Annotated in this window: 24 protein-coding genes; 10 read left to right on the top strand and 14 right to left on the bottom strand. The window is 66.1% G+C overall.

The genetic code is table 11. The annotated features are described in order from the left end of the window. Window positions 1-18: 18 nt before the first annotated feature. From galE to ABIE08_RS12525, 4 genes are all read right to left on the bottom strand, one after another. Complete coding sequence (gene galE, locus ABIE08_RS12540; RefSeq protein ID WP_354551351.1) at window positions 19-1,026, bottom strand: UDP-glucose 4-epimerase GalE; 1,008 nt, start codon at window positions 1,024-1,026, stop codon at window positions 19-21. A 603-nt stretch (window positions 1,027-1,629) separates the two neighbouring features. Next, window positions 1,630-2,523, bottom strand: a complete 894-nt coding sequence (locus tag ABIE08_RS12535; RefSeq protein WP_266330241.1) for a sugar phosphate isomerase/epimerase family protein — start codon at window positions 2,521-2,523, stop codon at window positions 1,630-1,632. Between the two features lie 27 nt (window positions 2,524-2,550). Then, a complete protein-coding gene (locus ABIE08_RS12530; protein ID WP_354551350.1) occupies window positions 2,551-3,588 on the bottom strand; it encodes a LacI family DNA-binding transcriptional regulator in 1,038 nt (345 codons plus the stop codon). Between the two features lie 137 nt (window positions 3,589-3,725). Beyond that, window positions 3,726-4,526, bottom strand: coding sequence for an IclR family transcriptional regulator (locus ABIE08_RS12525; RefSeq protein ID WP_354551349.1), 801 nt, complete (start codon window positions 4,524-4,526; stop codon window positions 3,726-3,728). Between the two features lie 237 nt (window positions 4,527-4,763). On the opposite strand from ABIE08_RS12525, the gene ABIE08_RS12520 reads away from it, so the two are divergent. From ABIE08_RS12520 to ABIE08_RS12505, 4 genes are read left to right on the top strand one after another with little or no spacing between them, the layout of a single operon-like run. Continuing rightward, window positions 4,764-5,816 carry a substrate-binding domain-containing protein gene (locus ABIE08_RS12520; protein WP_354551347.1) on the top strand — a complete coding sequence of 351 codons (1,053 nt, stop codon included), beginning with the start codon at window positions 4,764-4,766 and terminating at the stop codon, window positions 5,814-5,816. Window positions 5,817-5,826: 10 nt separating this feature from the next. Then, entirely contained in the window at window positions 5,827-7,335 is a 1,509-nt protein-coding gene (locus tag ABIE08_RS12515) for a sugar ABC transporter ATP-binding protein (protein WP_354551346.1), read from the top strand. Further along, window positions 7,332-8,303: an ABC transporter permease gene (locus ABIE08_RS12510; protein WP_354551344.1), complete on the top strand. Its 972-nt coding sequence runs from the start codon at window positions 7,332-7,334 to the stop codon at window positions 8,301-8,303. The genes ABIE08_RS12515 and ABIE08_RS12510 overlap by 4 nt, the downstream gene beginning before the upstream one ends. Further along, window positions 8,300-9,274, top strand: a complete 975-nt coding sequence (locus ABIE08_RS12505) for an ABC transporter permease (RefSeq protein WP_354551343.1) — start codon at window positions 8,300-8,302, stop codon at window positions 9,272-9,274. Before ABIE08_RS12510 ends, ABIE08_RS12505 begins: the two co-directional genes overlap by 4 nt. A 17-nt stretch (window positions 9,275-9,291) precedes the next feature. Here ABIE08_RS12505 and ABIE08_RS12500 read toward each other — a convergent pair whose 3' ends face one another. Next, window positions 9,292-10,560 (bottom strand): D-amino acid dehydrogenase, encoded by a 1,269-nt coding sequence (locus ABIE08_RS12500; protein WP_354551342.1) that lies wholly within the window; start codon window positions 10,558-10,560, stop codon window positions 9,292-9,294. Next, on the bottom strand, window positions 10,557-11,723 hold the full coding sequence (gene alr, locus ABIE08_RS12495; protein WP_354551340.1) for an alanine racemase: 1,167 nt from the start codon (window positions 11,721-11,723) through the stop codon (window positions 10,557-10,559). Before alr ends, ABIE08_RS12500 begins: the two co-directional genes overlap by 4 nt. 127 nt (window positions 11,724-11,850) lie before the next feature. Between alr and ABIE08_RS12490 the strand changes: the two genes are divergently transcribed. Next, window positions 11,851-12,306 carry an Lrp/AsnC family transcriptional regulator gene (locus tag ABIE08_RS12490; protein ID WP_354551339.1) on the top strand — a complete coding sequence of 152 codons (456 nt, stop codon included), beginning with the start codon at window positions 11,851-11,853 and terminating at the stop codon, window positions 12,304-12,306. A gap of 134 nt (window positions 12,307-12,440) precedes the next feature. On the opposite strand, the gene ABIE08_RS12485 is transcribed toward ABIE08_RS12490, so the two are convergent. After that, window positions 12,441-12,572, bottom strand: coding sequence for a hypothetical protein (locus ABIE08_RS12485; RefSeq protein ID WP_354551337.1), 132 nt, complete (start codon window positions 12,570-12,572; stop codon window positions 12,441-12,443). Between the two features lie 285 nt (window positions 12,573-12,857). On the opposite strand from ABIE08_RS12485, the gene ykgO reads away from it, so the two are divergent. Then, window positions 12,858-12,983 (top strand): type B 50S ribosomal protein L36, encoded by a 126-nt coding sequence (ykgO, locus tag ABIE08_RS12480; protein ID WP_018181353.1) that lies wholly within the window; start codon window positions 12,858-12,860, stop codon window positions 12,981-12,983. Window positions 12,984-13,158: 175 nt separating this feature from the next. Then, entirely contained in the window at window positions 13,159-13,647 is a 489-nt protein-coding gene (locus tag ABIE08_RS12475) for a hypothetical protein (RefSeq protein WP_354551335.1), read from the top strand. A 181-nt stretch (window positions 13,648-13,828) separates the two neighbouring features. Here ABIE08_RS12475 and pyk read toward each other — a convergent pair whose 3' ends face one another. Genes pyk through ABIE08_RS12460 form a run of 3 tightly spaced genes read right to left on the bottom strand, consistent with a single transcriptional unit; the run spans window position 13,829 to window position 16,834 of the window. Further along, window positions 13,829-15,268, bottom strand: a complete 1,440-nt coding sequence (gene pyk / locus ABIE08_RS12470) for a pyruvate kinase (protein WP_354551334.1) — start codon at window positions 15,266-15,268, stop codon at window positions 13,829-13,831. Beyond that, the gene (locus ABIE08_RS12465; RefSeq protein ID WP_354551333.1) at window positions 15,265-15,873 is read right to left on the bottom strand and encodes a DUF1036 domain-containing protein; all 609 of its coding nucleotides are present in this window, start codon (window positions 15,871-15,873) and stop codon (window positions 15,265-15,267) included. Before ABIE08_RS12465 ends, pyk begins: the two co-directional genes overlap by 4 nt. Before the next feature lie 52 nt (window positions 15,874-15,925). Continuing rightward, window positions 15,926-16,834 carry a DMT family transporter gene (locus ABIE08_RS12460; RefSeq protein ID WP_354551331.1) on the bottom strand — a complete coding sequence of 303 codons (909 nt, stop codon included), beginning with the start codon at window positions 16,832-16,834 and terminating at the stop codon, window positions 15,926-15,928. A gap of 67 nt (window positions 16,835-16,901) precedes the next feature. On the opposite strand from ABIE08_RS12460, the gene ABIE08_RS12455 reads away from it, so the two are divergent. From ABIE08_RS12455 to ABIE08_RS12445, 3 genes are all read left to right on the top strand, one after another. Then, the gene (locus ABIE08_RS12455; protein ID WP_354551330.1) at window positions 16,902-17,726 is read left to right on the top strand and encodes an N-formylglutamate amidohydrolase; all 825 of its coding nucleotides are present in this window, start codon (window positions 16,902-16,904) and stop codon (window positions 17,724-17,726) included. Between the two features lie 62 nt (window positions 17,727-17,788). Then, window positions 17,789-18,094: a DUF1244 domain-containing protein gene (locus tag ABIE08_RS12450; RefSeq protein ID WP_354551328.1), complete on the top strand. Its 306-nt coding sequence runs from the start codon at window positions 17,789-17,791 to the stop codon at window positions 18,092-18,094. A gap of 91 nt (window positions 18,095-18,185) precedes the next feature. Next, window positions 18,186-18,437, top strand: coding sequence for a DUF2312 domain-containing protein (locus tag ABIE08_RS12445; RefSeq protein ID WP_266330224.1), 252 nt, complete (start codon window positions 18,186-18,188; stop codon window positions 18,435-18,437). A 75-nt stretch (window positions 18,438-18,512) separates the two neighbouring features. Here ABIE08_RS12445 and ABIE08_RS12440 read toward each other — a convergent pair whose 3' ends face one another. The 4 genes from ABIE08_RS12440 to ABIE08_RS12425 all read right to left on the bottom strand — a co-directional run bounded on the left by ABIE08_RS12440 (window position 18,513) and on the right by ABIE08_RS12425 (window position 24,333). Beyond that, complete coding sequence (locus tag ABIE08_RS12440) at window positions 18,513-18,686, bottom strand: hypothetical protein (protein ID WP_354551327.1); 174 nt, start codon at window positions 18,684-18,686, stop codon at window positions 18,513-18,515. Between the two features lie 320 nt (window positions 18,687-19,006). After that, window positions 19,007-20,707: a DUF882 domain-containing protein gene (locus ABIE08_RS12435; protein WP_354551325.1), complete on the bottom strand. Its 1,701-nt coding sequence runs from the start codon at window positions 20,705-20,707 to the stop codon at window positions 19,007-19,009. Between the two features lie 343 nt (window positions 20,708-21,050). Further along, a complete protein-coding gene (locus ABIE08_RS12430; RefSeq protein WP_354551324.1) occupies window positions 21,051-22,778 on the bottom strand; it encodes a L,D-transpeptidase family protein in 1,728 nt (575 codons plus the stop codon). A 55-nt stretch (window positions 22,779-22,833) separates the two neighbouring features. Beyond that, window positions 22,834-24,333 carry a sigma-54-dependent transcriptional regulator gene (locus ABIE08_RS12425; protein ID WP_354551322.1) on the bottom strand — a complete coding sequence of 500 codons (1,500 nt, stop codon included), beginning with the start codon at window positions 24,331-24,333 and terminating at the stop codon, window positions 22,834-22,836. Window positions 24,334-24,430: the final 97 nt, after the last annotated feature.

The raw sequence follows: 24,430 nt of genomic DNA, 5'->3' as shown, positions 1-24,430 counted from the left end.
TGGGGTCGAGACTTCGAATTAAGTCGCTTGGACGATTGATTTCGGCTGGCGCGAGGCCAGTTCGGCCAGGGCCGTGCCGAGGATCGTGTCGATGTCGGAATGCTGCGTCGTGAAGCCGAGCGTGCGGCGCGCCAGGCTCGGGTCGGCATAAAGGATCGGTGGGTCGCCTTGCCGTCGGGGCTGGATGGTGCTCGGCACGGGATTGCCGGTCTGGCGCGCGGCGGCATCGAGGATCTGCTGCACGGAGAGGCCTTGCCCGGTCCCGAGATTGAGCGCGAGGTTCTCGCCACCCCGCGCTAGATGCTCAAGCGCCAGGCCATGGGCGCGGGCCAGATCGGTGACATGGATATAGTCGCGCACACAGGTGCCGTCCGGCGTCGCGTGATCGTCGCCATAGATCTCGATCGAGGCCAGGATGCCATGGGCAGCCATCAATACCCGCGGTACAAGATGCGTCTCGTGCGAGTGCCACTCGCCGATCTCGCCCGCGGGGTCGCAGCCGCAGGCATTGAAATAGCGCAGGATCACGTAGCGGCTGTCATAGGCGTGGGCATAGTCCCGGATGATCTGCTCGCCCATCAGCTTCGATCGTCCATACGGGCTGATCGGCCGTTGCTCGGCACCTTCCGGCACGGGCAGGACGTCCGGCTCGCCATAGGTCGCGCAACTGCTGGAAAAGACCAGCCGATCGATGCCGGTCCTGCGCGCGGCGTCGAGGACGGAAAGCGTGCCCAGGACGTTGTTGGAATAATAGGCCGCCGGATCGGCGACGGACTCGCCGACATAGGCGAGGGCGGCGATATGGCAGATGGCGTCGGGCCTGTAGCGCCGGATGGCGCCTTCCAGAGCCGCTACATCGCGAATGTCGCCCTCGACCAAGGGGCCCCAGCGCACGGCGCTGCGATGGCCGCGGGCGAGATTGTCGAAAGCAACGGGCAGGTAGCCGGCCATGGCCAGTTGCTTGCAGGTATGGCTGCCGATATAGCCGGCGCCGCCCGTTACCAGGATCGCGCCCCGCGCCGTCATGTTGAACCCGCTTGTTCACGATGAGACGATCCAGCCGGGCAGCCGGCTTCGATAGAGATCTTCATGCGATACCCCCGCGGCATTCTCGCAAGATCCAGTTCATGGTCTACAATAAACTCACCTCCGCCGGCCGATGACATGAGGCCATCGAACGACAGAAAGGGCATTTCGGAAGATGAGGGCCCCCTGAAAGCACATGCATTGCAAGCCGGAAACGCTTACGTCTCTGGCGTCTGCCCCTCAAGGGGCTGGGAATGCTAGGAATCCGGCGCGTGCCAGCCAATAACCCGTCTGCATTTCGCAGGCATCGAGCGGATATTTAAAAATCCGTAATAATTCTACGCTAGTGGTTCGGATACTGGAGTCAAGAGGTTTTCGAATCGCCGGATCGGTTGCGGCTAGCGTATTGTGGGCGAGCATCAGCTGCGTTCGCTTGCTATGGCGATGTTAAGAATCGCGTATCCCTTCAGGGATAGAGATTTAAGCTTGCATTACGCTGGGGAACTTATGGGTTTCGAGCGTGCCGGCGAAGGCGGAGACGCCCGTCTCGCGATGAGTGAGCCGGTGCGGCGGGAGTGCCCGTCTCGCACCGGCTTCCTTGGATTACCAGTCGACGCTGCCCCCAATCGCCTGGGCCTGCTTGGCGGCGTGCATCTGGGCCTGGGTGAACTCCATCGCGTGGCGGCAGAGATCGGTGGAGTCGGTCCAGAGATTGCGCCAGATGCCGAGAATGCCGGTCAGCGGCTCGCCGGCGACGGCGGAGGAGAAGGATTCAAAGCAGATCGGGCCTTGATAGTTGGCCTTCACCAGCCCGCGGAAGATCTTCACGAAGTCGATCGAGCCGGTGCCGAGATAGCCGCGATGCGACTCGCCGGTGTGGAAATAGCCGAGATAGTCGCCGGTATCGATGATCGCCTGCTCGGCGTCGGCTTCCTCGATGTTCATGTGATAGCAATCGAGGTGAACCTTGACGTTGGCCATGCCGACGCGCTTGCAGAGCTCGACGCCCTGGGCGGCGGTGTTGATGACGTTGGTCTCGTAGCGGTTCACCACTTCGAGGCCGAGCGTGATGTTGCTCTTGGCAGCTTCCTCCGCGACGCGCTGCAGAACTTCGACAGCGCCGGCGACGCCCTCCTTGGTAGCGGCGGTGAAATATTTCTGGAAGCCGGAATAGAGGATGCCCGTGATGTGGGTGCCGCCGAGGTCGCGCGTGGTCTTCACGACCTGCATCAGATGCGCCTCGCCGCGCGCCTTCTTGCCGGGGTCGCCGGCCGAGATATCGCAGCTGTCATCGAGGCCTAGCGAGGTGGTGATGCCGAGCCCGGCCTTCTCCAGCTCCTTGCGGGTGAAGTCGATGTCGATGAGCGACGGATCGAGCGCCGGCGCTTCGATATAATCGTAGCCCAGCGATGCCGTGCTCGCGATCGCGCGGGCCGCTTCCTCATGGCTCCAGCCGCCGACCCAGACCTGTGCGTGGACGCCCAGCTTGTTCTTCATGGTGGTTCCTCCCTCGTGTCTCGGAGCTCAAGCGGCCCCTGTTGAAATTCCGTCTTCTACCGAAGGCGCGGCCGTCGAGGCGCGGATCTCCAGGCTGCATTTCAGCTGGATATGCGCCGGCGGCGAAACATCGCCATCGATCCGTGCCTTGAGCCGCGCCCAGATCGCCTCGCCGATTTCCGTTACCGGCTGGCGGATCGCGGTCAGCGGCGTGGCGCGCGCCCGCATCCAGGCATAGTCGTCGAAGCCGATCAGCGAGATCGGTCGCGGAATGCCGATCTGCCGTTCCGCCAGTGCCGCGAGCGCGCCGAGCGTGGTGAAATTGGTCAGCGCCAGAATGGCCGTCGGCCAGCGGTTGGCATCGAGCCATTGCGAGAGACGGGTGGCGGCCAGTTCGAAATGGCCGCCCGCCTCGAGAACGACGGGCGGCGGCAGGCCCGCGCGCGCCAGCGTCGCGCCAATGCCGGCGCAGCGCTCGCGGATGTTGCCAAGCGTGAGCACGGAGGCGGCGACCAGGATGTTGCGATGGCCAAGGTCGAGCAGATGCCGCGCGCCGATGGTGCCGGCGTCCTCATTGTCGACCGATACGGTGTCGGCGGTGGGCTCGCGGGTGATGCGATCGGCGATGACATAGGGCACGCCGGCCTGCTCGATCCGAGCGCGGGCAGAAAAGTCGTCGGAGCAGGGGATGACGACCAGTCCCGCCGGGCGCCAGGCCAGCATGGCGGCGAGGCGCGAATGCTCGGTCGCCTCGTCGCCATTGGAACTGGCGACGATGAGTTCGTAGCCCTGGTCGCGCAGCGAGGTTTCGACCGCGGAAACCACCGAGGTGAAGAAGGGGTTGTCGAGATCGGGGACCAGTACGGCGATGATCCGCGCCTTGCCGGTGCGCAGCAGCGCCGCCGCCCGGTCGGCCTGGTAGCCCAGTTCGCGCGCCGCCTGGCGGACCCGCTCCGCGAGCGCCGGATTGACCGGCTTGCTGCCGTTCATGACATTCGAGACGGTGCCGGGCGACACGCCCGCCCGCTCGGCGACGTCGCGTATGGAAATCGGCTTGTCCGACATGGGACGGCGACCTCTCGGCCGGAACGAAGCCCGCGGCTTGTCCCGAAAAAAACGATTTACAAAACCGTTTTAGGCCGACGCCGTGCTTGCCGCAACACTCATCCACTGAGGGACGAGATCTCCTGGGGGAGCCGCTACTATTCGCCGACGAGGCCGAGGCTGGCGGCGCGTTCGCGCAGCAGGGCCAGCAGTTCGATGCGGCGGGCCTCCGGCGTATCGATCGGCAGCACGAAGCAGAGCGTCAGGGTCATGGCGCCGCGTCCGTCAAGGATCGGCGCCGCCAGGCACCAGGTGAAACGGTCGGCCAGCGCCGCGCTCTCGCTGTAGCCCTGCTGGCGCGCCAGCGCGATGGCTTCCAGGAATTCTTCCTGCGGCAGCCACCGTCCATCCGGCAGCCGGTAATCCTCTGGCGGGATGAAGGCGCGGACCGCGTCCTCGTCCATGTGGCTGAGAAGCAGCCGACCCGAAGCCGTCCAGGGGATCGGCACCTCGACGCCGACCTGGCTGGAAATGCGGAACGGCCCGGCGGAATCGCGGCAATCGAGCACGACATATTTGTTGCCGCGCAGGCTGCAGAGCTGCACCGTCTCGCCGGTTTCGGCGGCCAGCCGGTCGAGCGTCTCGATGATGCGCGGATAATGCGCGTTGTGGTGGCTGTAGGCCCAGCCGAACAGGTGCATGGCGCGGCCGAAATAGACATGCCCGTCGGTTCCCACCGTCTCCAGCATGTCGGCTTCGAGCAGGCGATTGACGATCTCGTAGGTCGTCGAGCGCGGCGCGCCGATCCGCCGGGCGATGTCGCCGACGCGCATCGGCGCCCGCTGACGCAGCAGCGCCTCCAGCAGGATGATGACGCGGTCAATGCCGCGCTTGCGCTCGCCCCCGGTTGCCGTTGCTGTCTCGGGCCGGCTTCTTTCTAGGGTCTCGGTTTCCGTCATGAGATGCCTGGTTCGTTGCTTGGATGGCGGGCGGGCGAAGGCCCTTGAAAGATATCGTGGCTCAGATTAGCCTCACTTTTGTCCGATATACAGACGCACTGTCTAGTATATCGGACAAAAATGGGGGCCCGGGCGGAGAGTTCACGGCGATTGGCAGACAGGCCGCGTCATGGCGGCTGCGCGATTCTGCATTGTCGTTTCCCTGCGCGTCGAGGCACAACCTTCCAGGGGAACAACATGAAGAAGTCTTCGCTTTTTGCATCCGCAAGCGTGCTCGGCCTCGGTATCCTTCTGAACGTTCTGGGCGCCTCGCATGCCGACGCCGCCGCCAACTGCATCAAGGGTGACCGCAAGGCGCCCTATACGCTCGGCTGGGCCAACATCTACTCCGTGCCGACCTGGATGAAGCAGACCCAGGGCACGATCGAAGCGGAAGTCGAGCAGCTGAAGAAGGAAGGGCTGGTCGACAAGCTCGTCGTGACTGACGCGCAGGGCGACTCCAATGTCCAGATCCAGCAGATCCAGTCGATGATCGACGCCAATGTCGATGCCATCATCCTGATCGCCGGCTCGTCGACGGCGCCCGCCCGCGTGCTGGCCGATGCCTGCGCCAAAGGCATCGCCATCATCAACTTCGACAGCCTGGTCGACACCAACGACGTGACCGCCAAGGTCAATACGGACTCGCACCAGTGGGGCGAGCAGGCCACCAAGTTCATGATCGATGCGCTGGGGGGCAAGGGCAAGATCATCATCCTGAACGGCCCGGCCGGCGTTTCGGTCAGCGACGATCGCCGCGCTGGCGGCAATGATCTGCTCAAGGCCAATCCGGGCATCCAGATCCTGGCCGAGACCAATACCGCCTACAACGTTGCCCCGGCGCAGGAGGCGGTGACCAGCCTGCTGTTCGCCAATCCGGAAATCGACGGCATCCTCTCCTTCGGCGGGGCGCTTTCGGCCGGCGCCGTGCTGGCCCTCGACAAGCAGGGCCGCGAGCAGGTGCCGATCACCGGCGAGAATGCCCGCCAGTTCCTGGAACTCTGGAAGGAAAAGGGCCTGAAGAGCTGGGCGACGATGCAGCCGAACTGGCTGGGTGCCTTTGCGGCCTATACCGCCGTGCAGGCGCTGGAAGGCAAGGACGTGCCGGCCTTCGTCAAGGTGCCGCTGCCGATCATCGACAACTCCAACATCGACGAGTACCTGGCCCGCGCCAAGGACTTCCCGGCCGACGGCTATATCTATTCGCCGTATGACCGCGAGCTCTTCGCCAAGCTTCTGGCCCAGAAGTAGGGCGGGAGCCGTGGCATCGTCCGTGCCCATCCTCGCCGCGCGCGGGGTGTCGAAGGCGTTCTTCGGCAACCCGGTCCTGCGCTCGGTGTCCATCTCCCTCGAGCCGGGCCGCATCCATGCGCTGCTCGGCGAGAATGGCGCGGGCAAGTCCACGCTGATCAACCTGCTGTCCGGCGCTCTGCGTCCGGACAGCGGGACTATCGAGATCGACGGCAAGGCCGTCTCGCGCCACAGCCCGCCGGAGGCGCGCCGCGCCGGCATCGCGGTGGTGCAACAGGAACTGAGCCTCACCAATTCGCTGTCGATCGCGGAAAATATCGGCCTCGGCGCTTATCCGCGCCGCTTCGGGCTGGTGGACTACCCGGCACTGGCGGCAGGGGCGAAGGCGGCCTGCGACCTTGTCGGCCTGAACGAACCGCTTGCGACGCCGGTCGGGGAATTGTCGCTTGGCCGCCGCCAGATGGTCGAGATCGCCAAGGCGCTCTATCGCAAGCCGCGCGTGCTGATCCTCGACGAGCCCACCTCGTCGCTCTCCGCCACCGAAACGCGCATCCTCACCACGCTCCTGGAAAAGCTGCGCAGCGAGGGCATCGCCATTCTCTATATCTCGCACCGCCTGGACGAGGTGATGCAGCTTTGCCAGCACGTTACCGTGCTGAAGGACGGCACCTGCACGGCGGACCGCCCGCTCGAGGGCGTCAATGCCGCCGGGCTGGTGCGGCTGATGGTCGGACGCGATCCCGGCGACCTGTTCCCGCGCTGGGACAGCATGCGGACCGAGCGCGTCGCGGTTTCCGTCAACCGGTTTGCGGCCGGGCTCATGCGCGATGTCGATCTCGAAGTCCGCGCAGGCGAGGTCGTCGGCATTGGCGGCCTGGTCGGGCAGGGACAGGAAGACCTGCTGCTCGGCCTCTATGGCGCCATTCCCGCCAAGGCGGCCTCAGCCGTGATCAACGACGCGTCGGGACTTCCCGCCAACGTTCCCCAGGCCAATACGCGCGGGCTCGCCTATGTGCCGGCCGACCGCAAGCGCGAGGGCCTGCACCTGATCCATCCGATCGTGACCAATCTGATGCTGCCCGCCTTCGCCCGCATGCCGGCGCTGAAATTGCGCAGCCGCGCCCGCGAGCGCGAGACGGCGATGGGCCTGGCGCTGCAATTCGCCATCAAGGGCGATCTCGGCCGCGCCGCGCAGGCGCTTTCGGGCGGCAACCAGCAGAAGGTCGCGCTGGCGAAATGGATGCCGCTCGATCCCGCCGTGCTGCTTCTGAACGACCCGACGCGCGGCGTCGATGTCGAGACCAAGCGGGAGATCTACGCCATGCTTCGCGCTTTCGCGGCCGCCGGCAAGGCGGTCGTGCTGCTCAGCTCCGACACGCCGGAGCTCGTCCATCTCTGCGATCGCGTCGCGGTCGTGCGCGAGGGGCGGGTGGTCACGCTGCTTGAGCGGGGCGAACTGAGCGAGGAGGCGATCGTCGCCGCCGCCATGGGCGCCGAGCCGGAAAGGGCGGCGGCATGAGCAACGCATCCATCTCCCCGCACGCCCGTTCGGGCTCGCTCTATTGGGCGATCCAGGCCAAGCGCAATATCGGCGTGCGCGGCCTGTTCGTCGTCGTGCTGGCCTTCATGGTCGCCTATGGCTTCCTGTTCCACGGCCTCTTCACCGGATCGGGCTTCGCCAAGTTCACCCAGAGCTGGTTCCCGCTTGCCCTCGTCGCCATGGCGCAGGCTATCCTCATGCTGACGGGCGGCATCAGCCTCGCCATCGGCGCGCTGGTCAGCCTCGGCGCGGTGCTGGCCGCCACCACCATGACCGGCCCGCTCGGCGTCGCCGGCGGCACGGCGCTGGTCTGCCTCGTCGGTCTTGGCATCGGCGCCGCAACTGGCGTCATCGTCGTGCGCCTGCGCCTGCCGGCCATCGTCGTGACGCTGGCCGGTTCGTTCATCATCGCCGGCGCGGCGCTTCTGGTGCTGCCGCGGCCGGGCGGGGCCATGCCGCCCTGGCTGTCGGATCTGCTGGCCGGCAACACGCCAGCGGCCTTCGGCGTGCTGGTCGTCGTCGTGCTGCTCTGGAAGCTCTATCTGGCAACGCCGCTCGGCCTCAGCCTCTATGCCGCCGGCGAAAATCCGGTTGGCGCCTATCGCTCCGGCGTGCCGGTCGATGCGGCGCGGATCGCTGCCTATGCGATCAGCGGCCTGCTCTGCACCGGCGCCGGCCTGTTCGTCGCGGCGCAGACCGGCTCCGGCGATCCGATCATCGGCAATTCCTTCACGCTCAACTCGATCGCCGCCGCCGTTCTCGGCGGCATCGGCTTCCTCGGGGGCCAGGGCACCATGCGCGGCGCGCTCGCCGGCAGTCTGCTGCTCAGCCTGATGATCTCGGTCATGTTCTTCCTGGGCTTCACGCCGGTGGCGCAATATGTGGCGCAGGGCCTGATCATCATTGGCGCCGTCGCCATTCCGCAATTCCGCATGAGGGCCCGATGAGCATTCGCGACGCCGGATTCCTGTCCCGATCCCGCATCCTCGCGGTCGTCACCAGCCGGCCGTTCCTGACCTTCGCCATCGTGGCGCTGGTCTGGATCGTCGCCAGCTTCGTCTCACGCGGTTTCGGTGCCTATGGCCATCTGCGCTATCTGGTCGAGCTCGCCGCCGTCATCGGCATCGTCGCGGCCGGCCAGACCTTCGTCGTCATCGCCGGCGGCATCGATCTCTCGGTCGCGGCGATCGTCACGGTCGCCGCCGTCGGACTGCCGCTCTTCGCCATCGACGCCGACCCGACGGGCCTGACGCCGATCCTCGCCGTGCTCGCCATGACCACGGCGATTGGCCTCGTCAACGGCCTCGGAGTCGCCTTGCTGCGCGTGCATCCGATGATCATGACGCTGGCGATGGCGACCTTCCTGCAGGGGCTTTTGATCATCATCGCCGGCGGCAGCGCCGTCACCGCGGCCAACCCGCTCGTCAGTTGGGTCGGCAATGCGCGGCCTCTAGGCATTCCGGCCGGCATCCTCGTCTGGGTGGTGATCTCCGTCGTCGTGCTGGTCGTCATGCACGCGACGCCCTTCGGCGCGCGCCTGTTCGCCATGGGCGCCGGTCCGCTGGCGGCCAAGCTCTCCGGCGTGCCGATCGCCAGCACCACCATGGCCGTCTATGGCATCAGCGGCTTCATGTCGGGGCTTGCCGGCATCATCGTGCTCGGCATGAACGGGCAGGGCTATGTCGGCATCGGCGATCCCTACCTGCTCGCCTCGATCGCGGCCGTGGTGCTGGGCGGAACCTCGATCCTGGGTGGGCTCGGCACCTATGCCGGCTCGATCCCTGGCGCCATCCTGCTGGTGACGATCACGGCGCTAATCACCGTCGTCAACGCCTCGCCGGGCTGGCGCAGCATCCTGTTCGGCACGCTGATCCTCGCCCTGCTGCTGCTCTCGGGCCGGGAGGCGGCGCGACGCTAGGCGCGCGCCGCCCCGTCTCAGGCCGCCATCCGGCTGCCATAGCGCGCCAGGCTGAGATCGTCGGACTGGATATCCGGCTTCTTGCCGTCGATCAGGTCCGCGAGGAGCTTTCCCGACCCGCAGGCCATGGTCCAGCCCAGCGTGCCATGGCCGGTGTTGAGGTAGAGATTGCTGTACTCCGTCGCGCCGATCACCGGCGTGCCGTCCGGGGTCATGGGGCGGAGGCCTGTCCAGTAGCTGGCCTGCGACTGGTCGCCGGCCCCGCCGAACAGATCTTCCACCGAATAGACCAGCGTCGCCTTGCGCGATGGCGGCAGGTCGCGGTTGAAGCCGGCGATCTCCGCCATGCCGCCGACCCGGATCCGGTCGCCGAGACGGGTGATGGCAATCTTGTAGGTCTCGTCCATGACGGTGGAAACGGGGGCGCGGCTTTCGTCGACGATCGGGACGGTGATCGAGTAGCCCTTGACCGGATAGACCGGCACGCGCAGCCCGAGCGGCTTCAGCAACTGCGGCGTGAAGCTGCCCATGGCGGCGACGAAGCGATCGGCGGTGATCTCGCCGCGCGTCGTCTTCACGGCGACGATGCGCTTGCCTTCGGTGCGGATGCCGAGGATGTCGACGCCATACTGGAAGGTGACGCCCAGGGCCTCCGCGCGCTTGGCCAGTTCGTTGGTGAACTTGAAGCAGTCGCCCGTCTCGTCATGGGGAAGCTGCAGCCCGCCGACGATCTTCTCGCGCACATGGGCGAGGCCGGGCTCCGCCGCGATGCAGCCGGCCGGGTCGAGCACCGAGAACGGCACGCCGTCGCTCTTCAGCACGGCGATATCCTTGCCGATGCCGTCGAGCTGCTTCTGCGTCCGGAACAATTGCAGTGTGCCCTTCGCGCGGCCGTCATATTCGATGCCGGTTTCCTCGCGCAGCGCGATCAGGCAATCGCGGGAATATTCCGCCAGCCGGACCATGCGGCTCTTGTTGACGGCGTAACGGGCCGAGGTGCAGTTGCCGAGCATCGCGATCACCCAGCGCCAGGTATCCGCATCCAGCATCGGCTGGATGATGAGCGGGGCATATTTCATGAACACCCACTTCATCGCCTTCTGCGGGATGCCGGGGGCGGCCCAGGGCGAGGAATAGCCGGGCGAGATCTCGCCGGCATTGGCGAAGCTGGTCTCCAGCGCCGGGCCAGGCTGCCGGTCGATGACCGTCACCTCGTGCCCCGCTTTGGCCAGATAATAGGCTGAGGTCACACCGATGACGCCGGCCCCGAGAATGGTGATCTTCATGACTGCCCCTGTCCGCCTTCGCGGCTTGACGGATATGCGTAGTGCCGATGGTAGCGCTGACCGAGACGGGTCAGGATCTCGTAGGAAATAGTGTCGGCGTCGGCCGCGACCGCTTCTAGCGTCTGGTTGGGTCCGATCATCTCGACCAGCGTGCCGGGCGCGAGGGCGTCTTCGGCAAGCGCCGTGACATCGACCATGAGGCTGTCCATCGAGATCCGGCCGATAATCGGCAGTCGCGTTCCCTCGAACCACGCAGCACCGCGATTGCTAAGCGAGCGCGGCAGGCCGTCGGCATAGCCGGCGGCGAGCGTGGCGATGCGGGTTTCGCGCGGGGTGAGATAGGCGCCGCCATAGCCCACCGCCGTGCCGGCCGGGACGGTGCGAGTCTGGATGACGCGCACGTCGAGCCGGACGACCGGGTGCATCGGGTTTTCCTCGGCCACGGTTGGGGCTGCGCCATAGAGCGCCACGCCGGGACGGGCGAGATCGCCGCGATATTCCGGACCCAAAAACACGCCGCCGGAATTGGCGAAGGAGACGGGAATGCCGGGGAAGAGCGCGCTGGCGGTTCGCATCCCGGCAAGCTGGCTCGGGCTCGCGGCGTGGTCGGGCTGATCGGCGCAGGCGAGATGACTCATGATCAGGGTCAGGCGGATGCCGGCCAACCCGGCTGGGTCAGTCGCCAGCGCCTGCAACTCCGGCAGGGAGAGGCCCAGCCGGGCCATGCCCGTATCGACCTGCAGCGCCGCCTCCAGCTCGATGCCGCGTGCCAAGGCCAGCGCCGACCAGGCCTTTGCCTGATCGAGCGAATTCAGCACGGGAATGGCGCCGAGATCGGCACAGGCACCTTCGCTTCCCGGCATCAGCCCGTTCAGGACATAAAGCCTGGCGTCACCTGGCAGGAAAGGCTTCAGCCGCACCGCCTCGATGAAATGGGCGACAAAGAAGTCGCGGCACCCTGCCGAATGCAGCACCGGCACGACCTCCGCCGCGCCGAGGCCGTAGGCGTCGGCCTTGACGACGGCCGCGACCGGCGTCGGCGCCGCCCTCCGGCTGAGCCTGCGATAGTTTTCGACCAGCGCGGCGAGGTCGATGGTCAGCCGCCCGCAGGCGGACGTCTCATCCACGCCGCTCGCCATTGTCAGCCTCACGGTCTCGTTCATCGCTGCCCACCCCTCCGCCTCGGATCAGCATATTGCTTCATCCTGCGAACTTCCGATCGAAGAGTGCGTCTTTGTGCGATAGAAGAGATCTTAAAGATCGTTTCTGCGATGGATTGAAAGAAACTGCATGTCCGGTCTCGACGCCATCGACCGCAACATTATCCGGCTGCTGCGCCTCAATGCCCGGATCAGCAACGCCAAGCTCGCGGAAGCCGTGGGGCTGTCGCCTTCCGCCTGCCTGCGGCGGGTCAACATATTGGAGCAGACCGGAATCATCCGGGGCTATACGGCGCTGGTCGGGACCGGGGCGGAGGAGGGGATCGCCGTCATCGTGCAGATCACGCTCGACCGGCAGACGGAGGAATATCTGAACCGCTTCGAGGCGGCGGTGCGGAAATATCCCGAGATCCGCGAGTGCTTCCTGATGACCGGCGGCTCCGATTATTTCCTCCGGGTCGAGGTGGACGGGGCTGCCAATTTCGAGCGGGTGCATAAGGAGATCCTGTCCGCTCTGCCGGGGGTCGCCCGCATCCACTCGAGCTTCGCGATCCGCAACGTGCTGTCGTCGCGCCGGCCGGGCTGACCAAGGAGCGTATGCCGATCCTCGATGGACCCTGGGCGCACAGCTCGGTGAGGCGTCTGGCAAAAAAAGACCCGCCCGGGGAGGGGCGGGTCGATCGGGAGGATCGATTGAGAGGGGTCGATCCTTGGGCGCCGTCAGCGCTGGCCGCCCTTGTGCGAGGAATCGTGATCCTTGTTCTGGGATCCATGCGAACCCTGCTGCGGGCCCTTCTCAGAGGTCTGGCCCTGCTGGCGCTGTCCGGACTGCTCTGCGCCCTTCTTGCCCATTTCGGAGGCTCGTTTCGGGTCGTTCGCAAAATTGCCAGATCCGGTGCGTTGATCTTTATTAGGCATCTCACTCACTCCGCTTAACCCCGTCCGCGTAAGAAACTGTCCAGCGGGGCAATCGTTCCGAACTTTGCCGCATAACGTTACGTCGCAGCTCGGAATCACCGGATTCTGGCCCGTTCGTGTTGACAAGCCATAGCCGCGCTGCCTATGGTCCGGCCGAATTTTCGAGCGGGCGCCCCGGCGCTCGTGTCGTTCCCAGAACCCTTTCGCGAGCGTCGCGCCATGAAGATCAAGAACTCGCTCAAGTCCCTTCTCGGGCGTCACCGCGCCAACCGGCTCGTGCGCCGGAAGGGCCGTGTATTCATCATCAATAAGGTCAATCCGCGCTACAAAGCCCGTCAGGGCTAATTGGCGGGCGCGCCACGGCGTGCCATCCGGATTAGATTTTGACGATGCCCGCATGACGGCTTAAATTGCCATCATGCGGGCATTTGTCATTTCTATCGTCGCGTTGACCGCTCTCTCGTCGGTGGCTCTTGCCGCACCGCCTGGTGCTGCCGATTCGGCGGACAAGAGTAATGGTTTGGCGAGCCAGAGCATCGACCAGCTTTTCACCTCGCTCGCCAAGCCGGGCGACGAGGCAGCCGGTGCTGCCGTCGAGGCGGAACTGCAGCGCCGTTGGCGCAATTCCGGCAGCGACACGGTCGACCTGCTGATGCTGTGGGCGACCGAGGCGATCTCGGCCAAGAACTTCCCCCGCGCCTTCGATTATCTGGATGCCGTCACCACGCTGCGGCCCGATTATATCGAGGGTTGGAACCGGCGCGCGACGCTGTTCTTCCTGCAGGATGAATATGGCAAGGCGCTCTCGGACCTGGAAAAGGTGCTGGCGCTGGAGCCCCGCCATTTCGGCGCCCTGGCGGGCCTGGGCATGATCCTGAACGAGATCGACCGCAAGAAGGAAGCGCTGATCGCCCTTCAGAAGGCGATCGCCATCGATCCCTATCTCGACGACCAGGTCCGCGACGCCATCAAGAAGCTGGAGCCCGAAATCGACGGGCGAGAAATCTAGCGGCCGGCGCTCTCTCCGAACGATTTCGACAGTTCCGGCTCGCCTGAGCATTCGCACATAGAAAAAGCCGACCTCCGCGAGGAGGCCGGCTTTTTCTATGTCTGCGGCGAAGCCGGATAGGGAAGGGCAGGTTCCTAGTAGGGCGGACCCGGTATGGGCCGTAACCAGCCCGGAGAGCCGCCTAGCGGCGACCCTCTTCCGCGCCGGTGCCGACATAGGCGATGCGCAGCATGTTGGTGGCGCCCGGCGTGCGGAGCGGCACGCCGGCCGTGATGATGATCCGGTCGCCGGGCTTCGCGAATTCCTCGCGGTTGGCGATGAAGCAGGCGCGGTTCACCATGTCGTCGAGATTGTAGGCATCGTCGCTGACGACGCAGTGCAGGCCCCACACGACCGACAGGCGCCGGGCCGTCGAGACAATCGGCGACAGGGCGATGATCGGGGTCTGCGGACGCTCGCGGGCGGCGCGCAGGCCGGTCGAGCCCGAAGCGGTGTAGCAGCAGATCGCGGCGAGGTTCAGCGTCTCGGCGATCTGGCGCGCGGCGGCCGAGATCGCGTCGGCGCCGGTCGCCTCCGGCTCGGTGCGCTGGGCGTGCATGATGTTCTTGTGGTTCGAATCGAGCTCCACCTGGGTGGCGATCCGGTCCATCGTCGCGACGGCGTCGATCGGGAAGGCGCCGGCGGCGGATTCGGCCGACAGCATGACGGCGTCGGCGCCTTCATAGACGGCGGTGGCGACGTCGGAGACCTCGGCGCGGGTCGGGACCGGCGCCGTGATCATCGATTCCAGCATCTGGGTGGCGACGACGACCGGCTTGCCGGCGCGGCGGCAGGCGCGGGTGATCTGCTTCTGGATGCCCGGAACCTGCTCCAGCGGCATCTCGACGCCGAGATCGCCACGCGCCACCATCAGCGCATCGGAGATTTCGATGATCTCGGCCAGACGCTGCACGGCCTGCGGCTTCTCGATCTTCGACATGATGCCGGCGCGGCCGGCGGCGATCTTGCGCACTTCGGCGACGTCGTCGGGACGCTGCACGAAGGAAAGCGCGATCCAGTCGACATTGGCCTCGAGGGCGGCGTCGAGATCGGCGCGGTCCTTCTCGGTCAGCGCGCCCGTCTTGATCGTCGAATCCGGGACGCTGACGCCCTTGCGGTCGGAGAGCTTGGTACCGACTTCGACGGTCGTGAGCGCGCTCTTGCCATTGGTCGAGATGACGCGAAGGCGAACCTTGCCGTCGTCGATCAGCAGACGGTGGCCGGGTTCGAGCACTTCCAGGATTTCGGGATGGGGCAGGAAGACGCGACCCTGCGTGCCGGGGGTCGGATCGCTGTCGAGCGTGAAATTCTGGCCGACCGAGATGTCGATCGACTTGTCCGCAAAGGCGCCAAGGCGCAGCTTCGGACCCTGGAGGTCGGCGAGGATGCCGATCGGGCGACCGACATCGGCTTCGACGGCGCGGATGATGCGAACGAGATCGTTCAGCTTCTCATGCGTCGTGTGGCTCATGTTGATGCGGAACACATCGGCGCCGGCCCGGAACAGGGCCTCGATCATCTTCTTGTCGGAAGAAGCCGGACCCAGGGTCGCGAGAATCTTGACCTTACGCGACCGTCTCATTTGCGTTGCGCTCCTTGCTGTGCAGGTTCGTTGAGCTGGATCGTCCAGCTGGTTTGTTCGCCGGTATCGACTTCGAAGAAGCCGGAACGGTTAAATCCACGCGGCACGCAATCTTCGGTGCCTTCGATGGTAAACATTTTGTCTTTCGTGCACATCACGTATTTGCCGCTCCACTCGCCGCCGTGGTCGTAGTCGACCGCATAGACGTAATAGTAGCGTGACACGAGCGTGCCGCTGACGAGCGTCTCGCAGCTATTGACGGGGACGTTCCACCAGCCTTCGGTCGTCCAGACTTTCTTGTCCTTATAGCCGATGGCGACGCCGACACGACTGGGCGTCTTGTTGCAGAGGCGCAGATCGGCAGACGCCGGCGCCGATTGCAGGAACAACGCTCCCAAAGCGACAATGAAGGCGAGAAGGGCCGAGCGCGGCCAATGTCGAAGCTCGTATGATCGCATCGATGAGGTCGCGAACCGGTTGAGGCAGGAGGCTGCTTTATGGCGCTGCTGCTTTCCAGCTGTCAACCTTGGGATAGGCGAAGCGGCGGGCTCCAGAAGCCGCGTCCGCTGCGGGCTTGCCGCCGATTTCAGTCCGATGAATCGCATTTCTCTGATAATCAAAATAAACGCGGCTGCATGATGGCTAAAACCCTTTTCGTCAACCGCCGCGTTGCGGTCGGGCGATGAAGATGCCGGCGAGGATGAGGGCGCCGCCGATGGCCTGCGCCATCGAGACGGCCTCGCCGAGAAACAGCCAGCCGGCCAAGGCCGCGGCGACCGCTTCCAGGAAGATTACCAGCGCTGAAAAAGCGGCAGGCAGATGGCCGAGCGCGAAAGCGAGCATGCCCTGCCCCCCGGCATGGCTGATGAAGGCAAGGCCTGCGAGCGAAGCGGCGCTCTCGATCGAATCGGGCAGGATGCGCGGCTCCGTCGCCAGCGCCACGGCGAGCAGGATGACGCTTGTGATCAGCGTCGACAGGAAGGTGATCTTCCCGGCCGAGGATCGGCGGCGCGCCACCCGGACCGCCAGGAAATAGCAGCCGAAGAAGAAGGAGGTGATGACGCCGTAGAGGTCGCCGTCGAGATGCTCTGGGCGGATGCGCCAGCTCATGCCGATGAGGAAGGTGGCGCCGAGCAGGCAGAGCGCGAGGCCGGCCAGGACGCCGCGCCCGACCTTTTCGCAGATCAGCAGGCCCGAGCCCAGCACGACCCAGACCGGCGCCATGGTGGCGAGGAAGGTGGCGTTGGCGACGCTCGTCTTCAGGATCGCCAGATGCCAGAACAGCAGGTCGCCGGCGAACAGTCCCCCGGCCACCAGGATCGCGCCGTCGATCCGCCAGATCGAGCTCAGCGGTGCGCCGGACCGGCGCGCCTCGAACAGCGCCCAGGCGAGCAGAAGCGGCAACGCTCCCCCGACGCGCCAGAAGGCGCTGGCGAAGGGGCCGACATCCGTCAGGCGGACAAAGATCGGCGAAATGCCCATCGCCATCGCGCCCAGGATGAGGGCGGGAATCGCGAAGGCGGCGACGGAGGCGGGGGGCGGCGTGGTTGGCGAAGCAGAGGGCAAGGCGATCTCGCGGGAAGGGCAGCACATTCCTATGGCAGCCGTCCGGCCGGGTCACTATGATTTAACCATGCGCGATGCTTTAAATCCGATGCCGGCTGCCGAAGCCGTGCCCGCCGATGCCGTCTTCGAGATCCTCCCGGGGGATGCGGGCGCGGGATTGATCCTGCTCTGCGACCATGCCTCCAGCCATGTGCCGGCGGACTATGACTCGCTCGGCCTGCCGCCTTCCGAATTCGAGCGCCACATTGCCTATGACATCGGCGCGGAAGCGTTGACGCGGGCGCTGGCCGCGCGGTTCGGCGTGCCGGCCGTGCTGTCGCATTTTTCCCGGCTGCTGATCGACCCCAATCGCGGCCTCGACGACCCGACCCTGATCATGCGGCTCTCGGACGGCGCCGTGATCCCGCGCAATGCGCGGATCGACGGCGAGGAGCGCGAGCGCCGGATCGCGCGCTTCTACCAGCCCTATGACGATGCGGTGAACCGGACGATCGAGGCCGGCATGGAAACCGGGCGGATCCCGATGATCCTGTCGATCCACAGCTTCACCCCGCTCTGGAAGGGCCAGCCGCGTCCCTGGCATGCGGGTATCCTGTGGGATGCCGACCCGCGGCTGGCCCGGCCGCTGATCGAGGGGCTCGCGCGCGATCCCGCCATCGTCGTCGGCGACAACGAGCCCTATCATGGGGCTCTGAAGGGCGACACGCTTTACCGCCACGCGACCCGGCGCGGGCTCGCGCATGCGCTGGTCGAGATCCGCCAGGACCTGATCGCCGATCCCGCCGGCGTCGCCGAATGGGCCGATCGGCTGGCCGGCGTGCTCACCGACCTCAAGGTTGGCGAAGCGCCGCACCACGTCGAATTCTACGGCTCGCTCGCCGACCCCCGCTAGCGGCAACGGGCAAGCCCCGGCAACGGACCTTCGGGTCCCCTCACTTTCGAAGGCAGGCTGTCATGACCCAACTGGACCCCCAAACGACGACCGAACTCGAGGCGGCGGCTTTCCGCAGCCTGGTCGAGCATCTGCGGACGCGCAGCGATGTGCAGAACATCGATCTGATGAATCTCGCCGGCTTCTGCCGCAATTGCCTGTCGAACTGGTACCGCGAGGCCGCCGAGGCGAAGGGGATTGAACTCTCCAAGGAGCAGTCGCGCGAGATCGTCTACGGCATGCCCTATGCGGAGTGGCAGAAGCTGAACCAGCGCGAGGCGTCGGCGGAACAGCAGGCGGCCTTCGCGGCCAATCGCCCGGACCATTGACGCACCGGCACGTCCTTTGTGGACTTGACCCATTCGGCTAAGTCGGGCACTCACGCTCGCCTGTCGCCAAACTTTTTTGAGGTTCCCCACCATGGCTGAAGACGAAGTCCAGGGCGTCGCCGCCGCCCAGCTCAGATCCATTGTCGAGCGGATCGAGCGACTCGAGGAAGAGAAGAAGGCGATCGCCGACGACATCAAGGACGTCTATGGCGAGGCGAAGGCCAATGGCTACGACACCAAGGCGCTGCGCAAGATCGTGGCGCTGCGCAAGCAGGACGCCAATGAGCGCGAAGAGCAAGAGGCGATCCTCGAACTCTACAAGAACGCGCTCGGCATGGTCTGATCCAGCCATTCCGTCCGACGGGGTCGATCGGAGCGCTGCTCCGATCGTGCGCCGCCGGTGGGCATCCCGATGGGGCTACTTGCCCTTGTTCTCGGCCGGCAGATGCTGGCCATAGGCCCGCTCGCGCTCGTCGCGCGTCCGCACCAGGTCTTCATAGGCTTGGCGGGCCTCCGCCGACAGCGATACCCGCTTTACCGGGGCCGCCTTCTTACGTGGGGCCTTCTTGAAGCGATCGTTTTTCTCGGTCATGGCGCGCGCTTCCTCTCAGGGCTGATCAACAGCCTATATCAGCCCCCTGCGGCAGCCGACAGGTCCCGTTCGCCCTTTTGAAGCGCGCCGCTCGCTGAGCCCCGCGCCGGCCTGCGTCCAAGCTCTCCGATTCTCTAAGCGATTCCCTGACCGAGCGGGCCGTCCATGGCCCCGGGCAGGCATGCTCGTGCCTGGGCGTTTTGGCCATCCGCTACTTGGCTCGTCCCGGCGCGCTCGGGCGGCGGAGGCAAAAGCCGGCCAAAAAAAAGCGCCGCAGCATGTCGCTACGGCGCTTTTGATTTTTCTATTGCTGCCTGCGGTCAGCGCTTCAGGAAGGCCGTCCGACCGATGGTCTCGAGCTGCGCGAATTCCTGCGTGCCGAGGTGATGGACCAGCGGGCCGGCGAAGCGGTCCGTCCGGAGGCCTTCATAGGCGATGCGACCAAAGCCGAGGCGGATCGAGCGCTCCGGTGCCGTGAACAGTTCCGGCATCAGGAAGGGCGTCGGCATCTGCAGGTTGGCGTAGGGCTTCTGACGGGTCGAGCCGGTGCGGGTAACCAGTTCGATCGTCGCGGCCTCATAGGCAACCGGCGTCAGGCGAGCGAGCGGATCGTTGGCAACAACCGGCGCTGCGGCCTGCAGTCCCGAGGCATTGCCCCGCGACGCGAGCTTGGCTCCGCCGGTAGCCGAGGCCTTGGCAACCGTCTTGGCGGCGTGGCCGGCGACGATCGCGCCCGTCGCGGCGTCGATATGCGGCGCAGCGGTCTCGTCGAAGGTCAGCGGTGCGGCATAGGCCATCATCGCGTCGCTGGAGGGCTTGCCCTTGCCAACGGCCTCGGCGATGGCGTCCGCCGCGGTGCCGGACTTGCGCAGACCCGCGACCTGGGCGTTTGCCCTGGCCGAGCTGGTCGCTTCAAGCGCCGCGAGCGTATCGGTGATGCCGCTGCCATAGGCCGGCGCCGGCTGCACAGGCGATGCCTGCGGGATCGGCGCGACGCTGGCCATCGCCATGATGGGACGGGCGACCGGCGAACGGCGCGGAGCCGGCGGGAAAGCGCCAACGGCTTCGGTATCGGCGGCTGCGACGACGACGGCTTCGGCCTCGCGGTTCGGGGCCGGGCGCGGCAGCGGTGCGGACGCCGTTGCAAACGGCACGGCCTCCTCGGCTGCCGGTTCGTCGGTCTTGGCGACGGCGGCGACCTGGACGGCATCCGCATCGGCTTCCATCGCGGCCGGAGCCTTGCCCGGCTTCGCAGCCGGAGCCGCGACGGCGGGGATATCGTCCTCGTCGGCGGAATCATTGCCGGTCAGGCGGCTGAACCAAGACTTGCCCTTGCTCGACGAGGCGCTGGCCATCATGACCGAACCGCCGCCGGCCTTGCGGGCCTTGTAGGCAGCAAGCGCCTGCTCATAACCGGGAAGCGGCCTGCCATCGGACGGCACATGCAGCGTCTTGCCGTTCGGGAAGATCCGCACGAGCTGTTCGCGCGTCATCTTCGGCCAATGGCGGACGCTGCCCGTGTCCATATGGACGAAGGGCGAGCCGGAGGTGGGGTAGAAGCCGACGCCGCCAACCTGCATCTTCAGGCCGATGGCCCGGAGCTTGGCCAGCGGAACGTCCGGCATGTAGAAATCCATCGCCTTGCCGAGCATGTGCTGGCTCTGCTTGGCGACGCCGCGGGAACGCGAACGGAGCATGCCGTTGGTCGCGGGCGAGCGATAGCCGCAGATGACGGTGATCGGCACGCGCGACCCGGCCTGCTGGTACACTTCCCAGATCAGGTCGAAGAGCTGCGGATCCATCTTCGTCGGCTCGTTCTTGCGCCAGTCGCGCAGGAACACGTTGAGCTGCTTCAGCCCGGCCGGGTCGTATCGGCCGTTGCGCTTGAAGACGATGGTGGCCGTCTCTTGTGTGTGGGCGTTGTGCAGCTTGAGCGCGCGGTCGCCCGCGGCGGCGTCTGCATCATCGATGGGCGCCGTGACGACCATTGAGCCGGCAACGACGGTGGTTGCGAGGAGCATGCGAAAAGCGGTGCTGCAACGCTGCAGCAGGCTCCGGTCTCGCTCGAACTGATCGGTTTGCTTAATCAATGTGCTTCTGCGTCCTTGCCCGGAATGGGCCCCCGTAAAGGGCAGAATGCTTGAAGAGAGTTAACCAGCATTTACCGTAATCGACCTTTCTTGGACCCCGTTTCCGGGGTTCACCTGCCGATCACGGCATTGTCATTTCGCAACAGTCGGCGGCAATCGTGGCATTTGAGGGGCAAAAAGAAAACCGCGCAGGACATCGTCCAGCGCGGTTTCGCACATTTCATCGCCGGAAACAGCGGGCCGGCGCCCTGCAACCCAAGGCGCCGGGCCGGTTTCAGCCCTGCAGGCCGAGCGCTTTTTCGACCCTGGCGTTGAAGCCGTAAATGTCCGGGCGGGTCTGGACAACGCCATTATCGTCGACGAAAGCCGTGAAATAGGTCAGGTGAATCGGGATCCGATTCGGCAGATTGATCCATTTTTCCTTGCCGCCGACCATTTTGCGAAGGCGCTGCTGCGACCATCCGCCCTGATGCGCCAGCAGCACGTCGGCGAATTCCAGGGGATCCTGGACGCGGACGCAGCCATGGCTGAGCGCACGGTCGTCGCGCTTGAAAAAGCTCTTCGATGGGGTGTCGTGCAGGTAGACGGAGTGCTCGTTGGGAAACAGGAACTTGACGTTGCCCAGCGCGTTGTCGTCGCCCGGCGGCTGGCGGATCATGATCTGGCGCGCGTTGACGTTGCTCCAGTCGACCATCTGCGGATCGACCGGGCGGAACTTGCCATCGACATTCGCCAGCACCTGATAGCCCTTGCGCGACATGTAGCTCGGGTCGCGCCGAACCGCCGGCAGCATTTCCTTCATCGTGATCGAAGCCGGGACGTTCCAGCTCGGATTGACGACGATCGATTCCATAGCGTCGGAGAAGACCGGGGTCTGGTTGGTGATCTTGCCGACGACCGCGCGGGTCGTGTGGATCACCTTGCCGTTCTCGACCACGCGGACGTTGTATTCGGGGATGTTCGCGATGATGTGGAAGGCGCCGAGGTCGCGCGGCATCCAGCGCCAGCGCTCCATATTGGCGATGATTTCCGCGGTGTTCGACTTGCCCGTGCCGTTGATGAAGGCGACCGTGGCGTTACCGGCGATGCCGTCCGCCTTCAGCCCCTTGTCGGCCTGGAAGCTCTTCACCGCCTGCGCCAGCGTCTCGTCATAGACCTCGGGCGCCTCGCTCGGCGCCGGCAGGTCGAAGCGGGCGCGCAGCAGCGGCACGCGCGGATCGGAGAGGCCGACCTTCATCGACTTGCCGCCGGGTACCGGCGCATGAACCGTCGCGGTCTCGCCGCCGCGCGCGGTAGCGAGCGCCTGCTTCAGGCGCCGATAGCCCTCGTGCTGCGGATTGTAACCGGCGATCGCCGCCGCGCCGTCGCTGGCGGTCGAGACGGTGGTCAACACCTCGATCGGATCGGGCAGCAGCGGCTTCAGCGTGATCAGCTTGCTGATCGAGGACGGATCCAGCCGGCCCGCATAGGCCTGGCGGGCATAGGTGAGGACCGCCTTGCTGAGCAGCATGTCGACCGAGGCCGCGATATCCGGGCCGGCCGGGGTGCTGGAGCCCAGGGTCGCCGGCGGCAGCTTGTAGGCGGCGGGGTCGAGCCCGTCTTCGGCGGCGGCCGCAATTCGGTCCATGATCCGGCGCGCCTGGGGCGTGTAGACGCCTTCGACCATCCAGACAGGCTGATAGTCACGCTCGGCATAGAACTCGACCATGGCGGCGCGGTCGCGCTTGTCGTTGAACGAGAGCTTTTCCTGCGGCGCGGTGAGCAAGCCCTTCAGGGCGCGCGCGGCCGGATCGCTGGCGACGTCGGCCAGGGTCAGGCTGGCGGCGCTGCCTGCGCGCTCGCGAAACGTCTTGCCTTCCGGCAGGTAGGCATGGGCCGAGCCGACCGACAACCCGATCAGCGCCGCGCCTGCCAGGAGTGTCTTCGTCGCCTTGAACATCATCTCGCCCGAACCCTTCATGACTTCCGAACCTTTCGAGCCGTACCGGAGCGATACCGTCACGGTCGGTGCCTGGCACCTGTAGACATCAATTCCATGGACCGCGCTGCGATCCACGTCACTCTGCCGCAATCTTCCCGGCCCCGGATTTCTCGCCCGTCTCGGCAATGCCGAGTTCTTTGAGTTTGCGATAGAGAGTCGAGCGGCCAATGCCGAGTTTCCGCGCCACCGTTGCCATGCGGCCACGGTAGCGATCGAGCGCCAGCCGGATCACCTCCGCCTCGATCTCGGCCAGCGGCCGGACGTCGCCGCCGGCATCGACGGCGGCGATCGTAGCGTCGCCCTGTGGCGCCAGGGCGGTTGGCGGCGCGTCGGATAGACGCGGCCGGTCGAATGGGATCACCGCGTTGCTCTCGATCGCGACCGGCGCGCTCGGGATGGCTTCGTGGCGGCTGGCGATCTGCGGGAAATCGGCCGGCGTGAGCATCGGGCCGTCCGCCAGCGCGACGGCGCGGAAGACGGCGTTTTCCAGCTGCCGGACATTGCCGGGCCAGGCCTGCGACCTCAGCAGGTCCAGCGCTTCCGGCGCGATACCGCGTAAGCTGCGCTTGCCCTGTTCGGAAGCGAAGCGGGCGGCGAATTGCTGGACCAGATCCGGAATGTCCTCGCGCCGGTCGCGCAGCGGCGGCACGCGGATCGGGAAGACGTTGAGCCGATAATAGAGGTCCTCGCGAAACAGCCCCTGCCGGATGCGGTCGATCAAGTCGTGATCGGTCGCGGCGATCAGGCGGATGTCGATCCGGAGGGGGCGCTTGGCGCCGACCGGCTCGATTTCACCCTCCTGGAGCGCGCGCAGCAGCCGGGCCTGTACGTCGAGCGGCAGGTCGCCGATGCCGTAGAGGAACAGCGTCCCGCCCTGGGCCTGTTGCAGCTTGCCGGGATGTCGGGCGGCGGGGCCCGTCTGCAGGCCGAACAGGGTCGCATCCAGCAGGCCGGGGGCGAGCATGCCGCAGGAAACGGCCACGAAAGGCTTCGATTTGCGGTCGCCGCTGCCATGGATGGCGCGGGCGATGCGCTCCCTGCCGGTGCCGCTCTCGCCTTCGAGCAGGATGGGCATCGGCGATCCCGCGGCGCGCAGGCCGAGCTGGACGACCCTGGCCATGGCCGGGCTTGTCGTCACGAGATCGTCGAAAGTCAGCGTGTCGCCAGCGGCGCGGCGGCTCCGCGCCTGTTCTTTTTCCAGCGCGCCCAGACGCAGCGCGTTCCGGATCGAGACTTCGATGCGTTCGGGCGAGGTGGGGGTGACGAGAAAATCCGTGGCGCCGGCGCGGATCGCGCTCGCGGCCTGGTCGGTCCCGCCCTGCGCCACCTGGACGATCACCGGCAGCGTCCGGCCGGTTCGGGACAGGCGTTCCAGCACGCCAATGCCATCGAGTTCCGGCAGGACGAGATCGAGAATCATCGCATCGAACCGTCCGCCATCCGGCGCGGCCAGCCGCTCGAGCGCGGCGCGGCCGTCCGACAGCACGACGACTTCCAGGCCGAGCGCTACGGCCGCCGCTTCCAGAAGCCGCCTTTGCGCGGGATCGTCGTCGACGATGAGGATCTGGGCGGGCATGCGGCGCTTTGCAATTTCGGGATGAGAGCGGCACGGCGCAGAGCGGCGCCAGGGTGCCTGTCGGTCCATGATCGGATCGTCGCGTTAACGTCCTGTT

Source organism: Kaistia defluvii (assembly GCF_040548815.1).
GTDB lineage: Bacteria > Pseudomonadota > Alphaproteobacteria > Rhizobiales > Kaistiaceae > Kaistia > Kaistia defluvii_A.
Note: the sequence above shows the minus strand (reverse complement) of the source record. Positions and strands in the feature narration are given on the sequence as shown.

What these genes read in the sequence shown, in the direction of transcription:
- pyk (WP_354551334.1), bottom strand. Translation starts at nt 15,268, where the DNA reads ATGAGACGGTCGCGTAAGGTCAAGATTCTCGCGACCCTGGGTCCGGCT.
- ABIE08_RS12500 (WP_354551342.1), bottom strand. Translation starts at nt 10,560, where the DNA reads ATGAAGATCACCATTCTCGGGGCCGGCGTCATCGGTGTGACCTCAGCC.
- ABIE08_RS12520 (WP_354551347.1), top strand. Translation starts at nt 4,764, where the DNA reads ATGAAGAAGTCTTCGCTTTTTGCATCCGCAAGCGTGCTCGGCCTCGGT.
- ABIE08_RS12455 (WP_354551330.1), top strand. Translation starts at nt 16,902, where the DNA reads ATGCGCGATGCTTTAAATCCGATGCCGGCTGCCGAAGCCGTGCCCGCC.
- ABIE08_RS12450 (WP_354551328.1), top strand. Translation starts at nt 17,789, where the DNA reads ATGACCCAACTGGACCCCCAAACGACGACCGAACTCGAGGCGGCGGCT.
- ABIE08_RS12530 (WP_354551350.1), bottom strand. Translation starts at nt 3,588, where the DNA reads ATGTCGGACAAGCCGATTTCCATACGCGACGTCGCCGAGCGGGCGGGC.
- ABIE08_RS12465 (WP_354551333.1), bottom strand. Translation starts at nt 15,873, where the DNA reads ATGCGATTCATCGGACTGAAATCGGCGGCAAGCCCGCAGCGGACGCGG.
- ABIE08_RS12525 (WP_354551349.1), bottom strand. Translation starts at nt 4,526, where the DNA reads ATGACGGAAACCGAGACCCTAGAAAGAAGCCGGCCCGAGACAGCAACG.
- ABIE08_RS12510 (WP_354551344.1), top strand. Translation starts at nt 7,332, where the DNA reads ATGAGCAACGCATCCATCTCCCCGCACGCCCGTTCGGGCTCGCTCTAT.
- ykgO (WP_018181353.1), top strand. Translation starts at nt 12,858, where the DNA reads ATGAAGATCAAGAACTCGCTCAAGTCCCTTCTCGGGCGTCACCGCGCC.
- ABIE08_RS12425 (WP_354551322.1), bottom strand. Translation starts at nt 24,333, where the DNA reads ATGCCCGCCCAGATCCTCATCGTCGACGACGATCCCGCGCAAAGGCGG.
- ABIE08_RS12440 (WP_354551327.1), bottom strand. Translation starts at nt 18,686, where the DNA reads ATGACCGAGAAAAACGATCGCTTCAAGAAGGCCCCACGTAAGAAGGCG.
- ABIE08_RS12505 (WP_354551343.1), top strand. Translation starts at nt 8,300, where the DNA reads ATGAGCATTCGCGACGCCGGATTCCTGTCCCGATCCCGCATCCTCGCG.
- ABIE08_RS12535 (WP_266330241.1), bottom strand. Translation starts at nt 2,523, where the DNA reads ATGAAGAACAAGCTGGGCGTCCACGCACAGGTCTGGGTCGGCGGCTGG.
- ABIE08_RS12485 (WP_354551337.1), bottom strand. Translation starts at nt 12,572, where the DNA reads ATGGGCAAGAAGGGCGCAGAGCAGTCCGGACAGCGCCAGCAGGGCCAG.
- ABIE08_RS12445 (WP_266330224.1), top strand. Translation starts at nt 18,186, where the DNA reads ATGGCTGAAGACGAAGTCCAGGGCGTCGCCGCCGCCCAGCTCAGATCC.
- galE (WP_354551351.1), bottom strand. Translation starts at nt 1,026, where the DNA reads ATGACGGCGCGGGGCGCGATCCTGGTAACGGGCGGCGCCGGCTATATC.
- alr (WP_354551340.1), bottom strand. Translation starts at nt 11,723, where the DNA reads ATGAACGAGACCGTGAGGCTGACAATGGCGAGCGGCGTGGATGAGACG.
- ABIE08_RS12435 (WP_354551325.1), bottom strand. Translation starts at nt 20,707, where the DNA reads ATGCTCCTCGCAACCACCGTCGTTGCCGGCTCAATGGTCGTCACGGCG.
- ABIE08_RS12490 (WP_354551339.1), top strand. Translation starts at nt 11,851, where the DNA reads ATGTCCGGTCTCGACGCCATCGACCGCAACATTATCCGGCTGCTGCGC.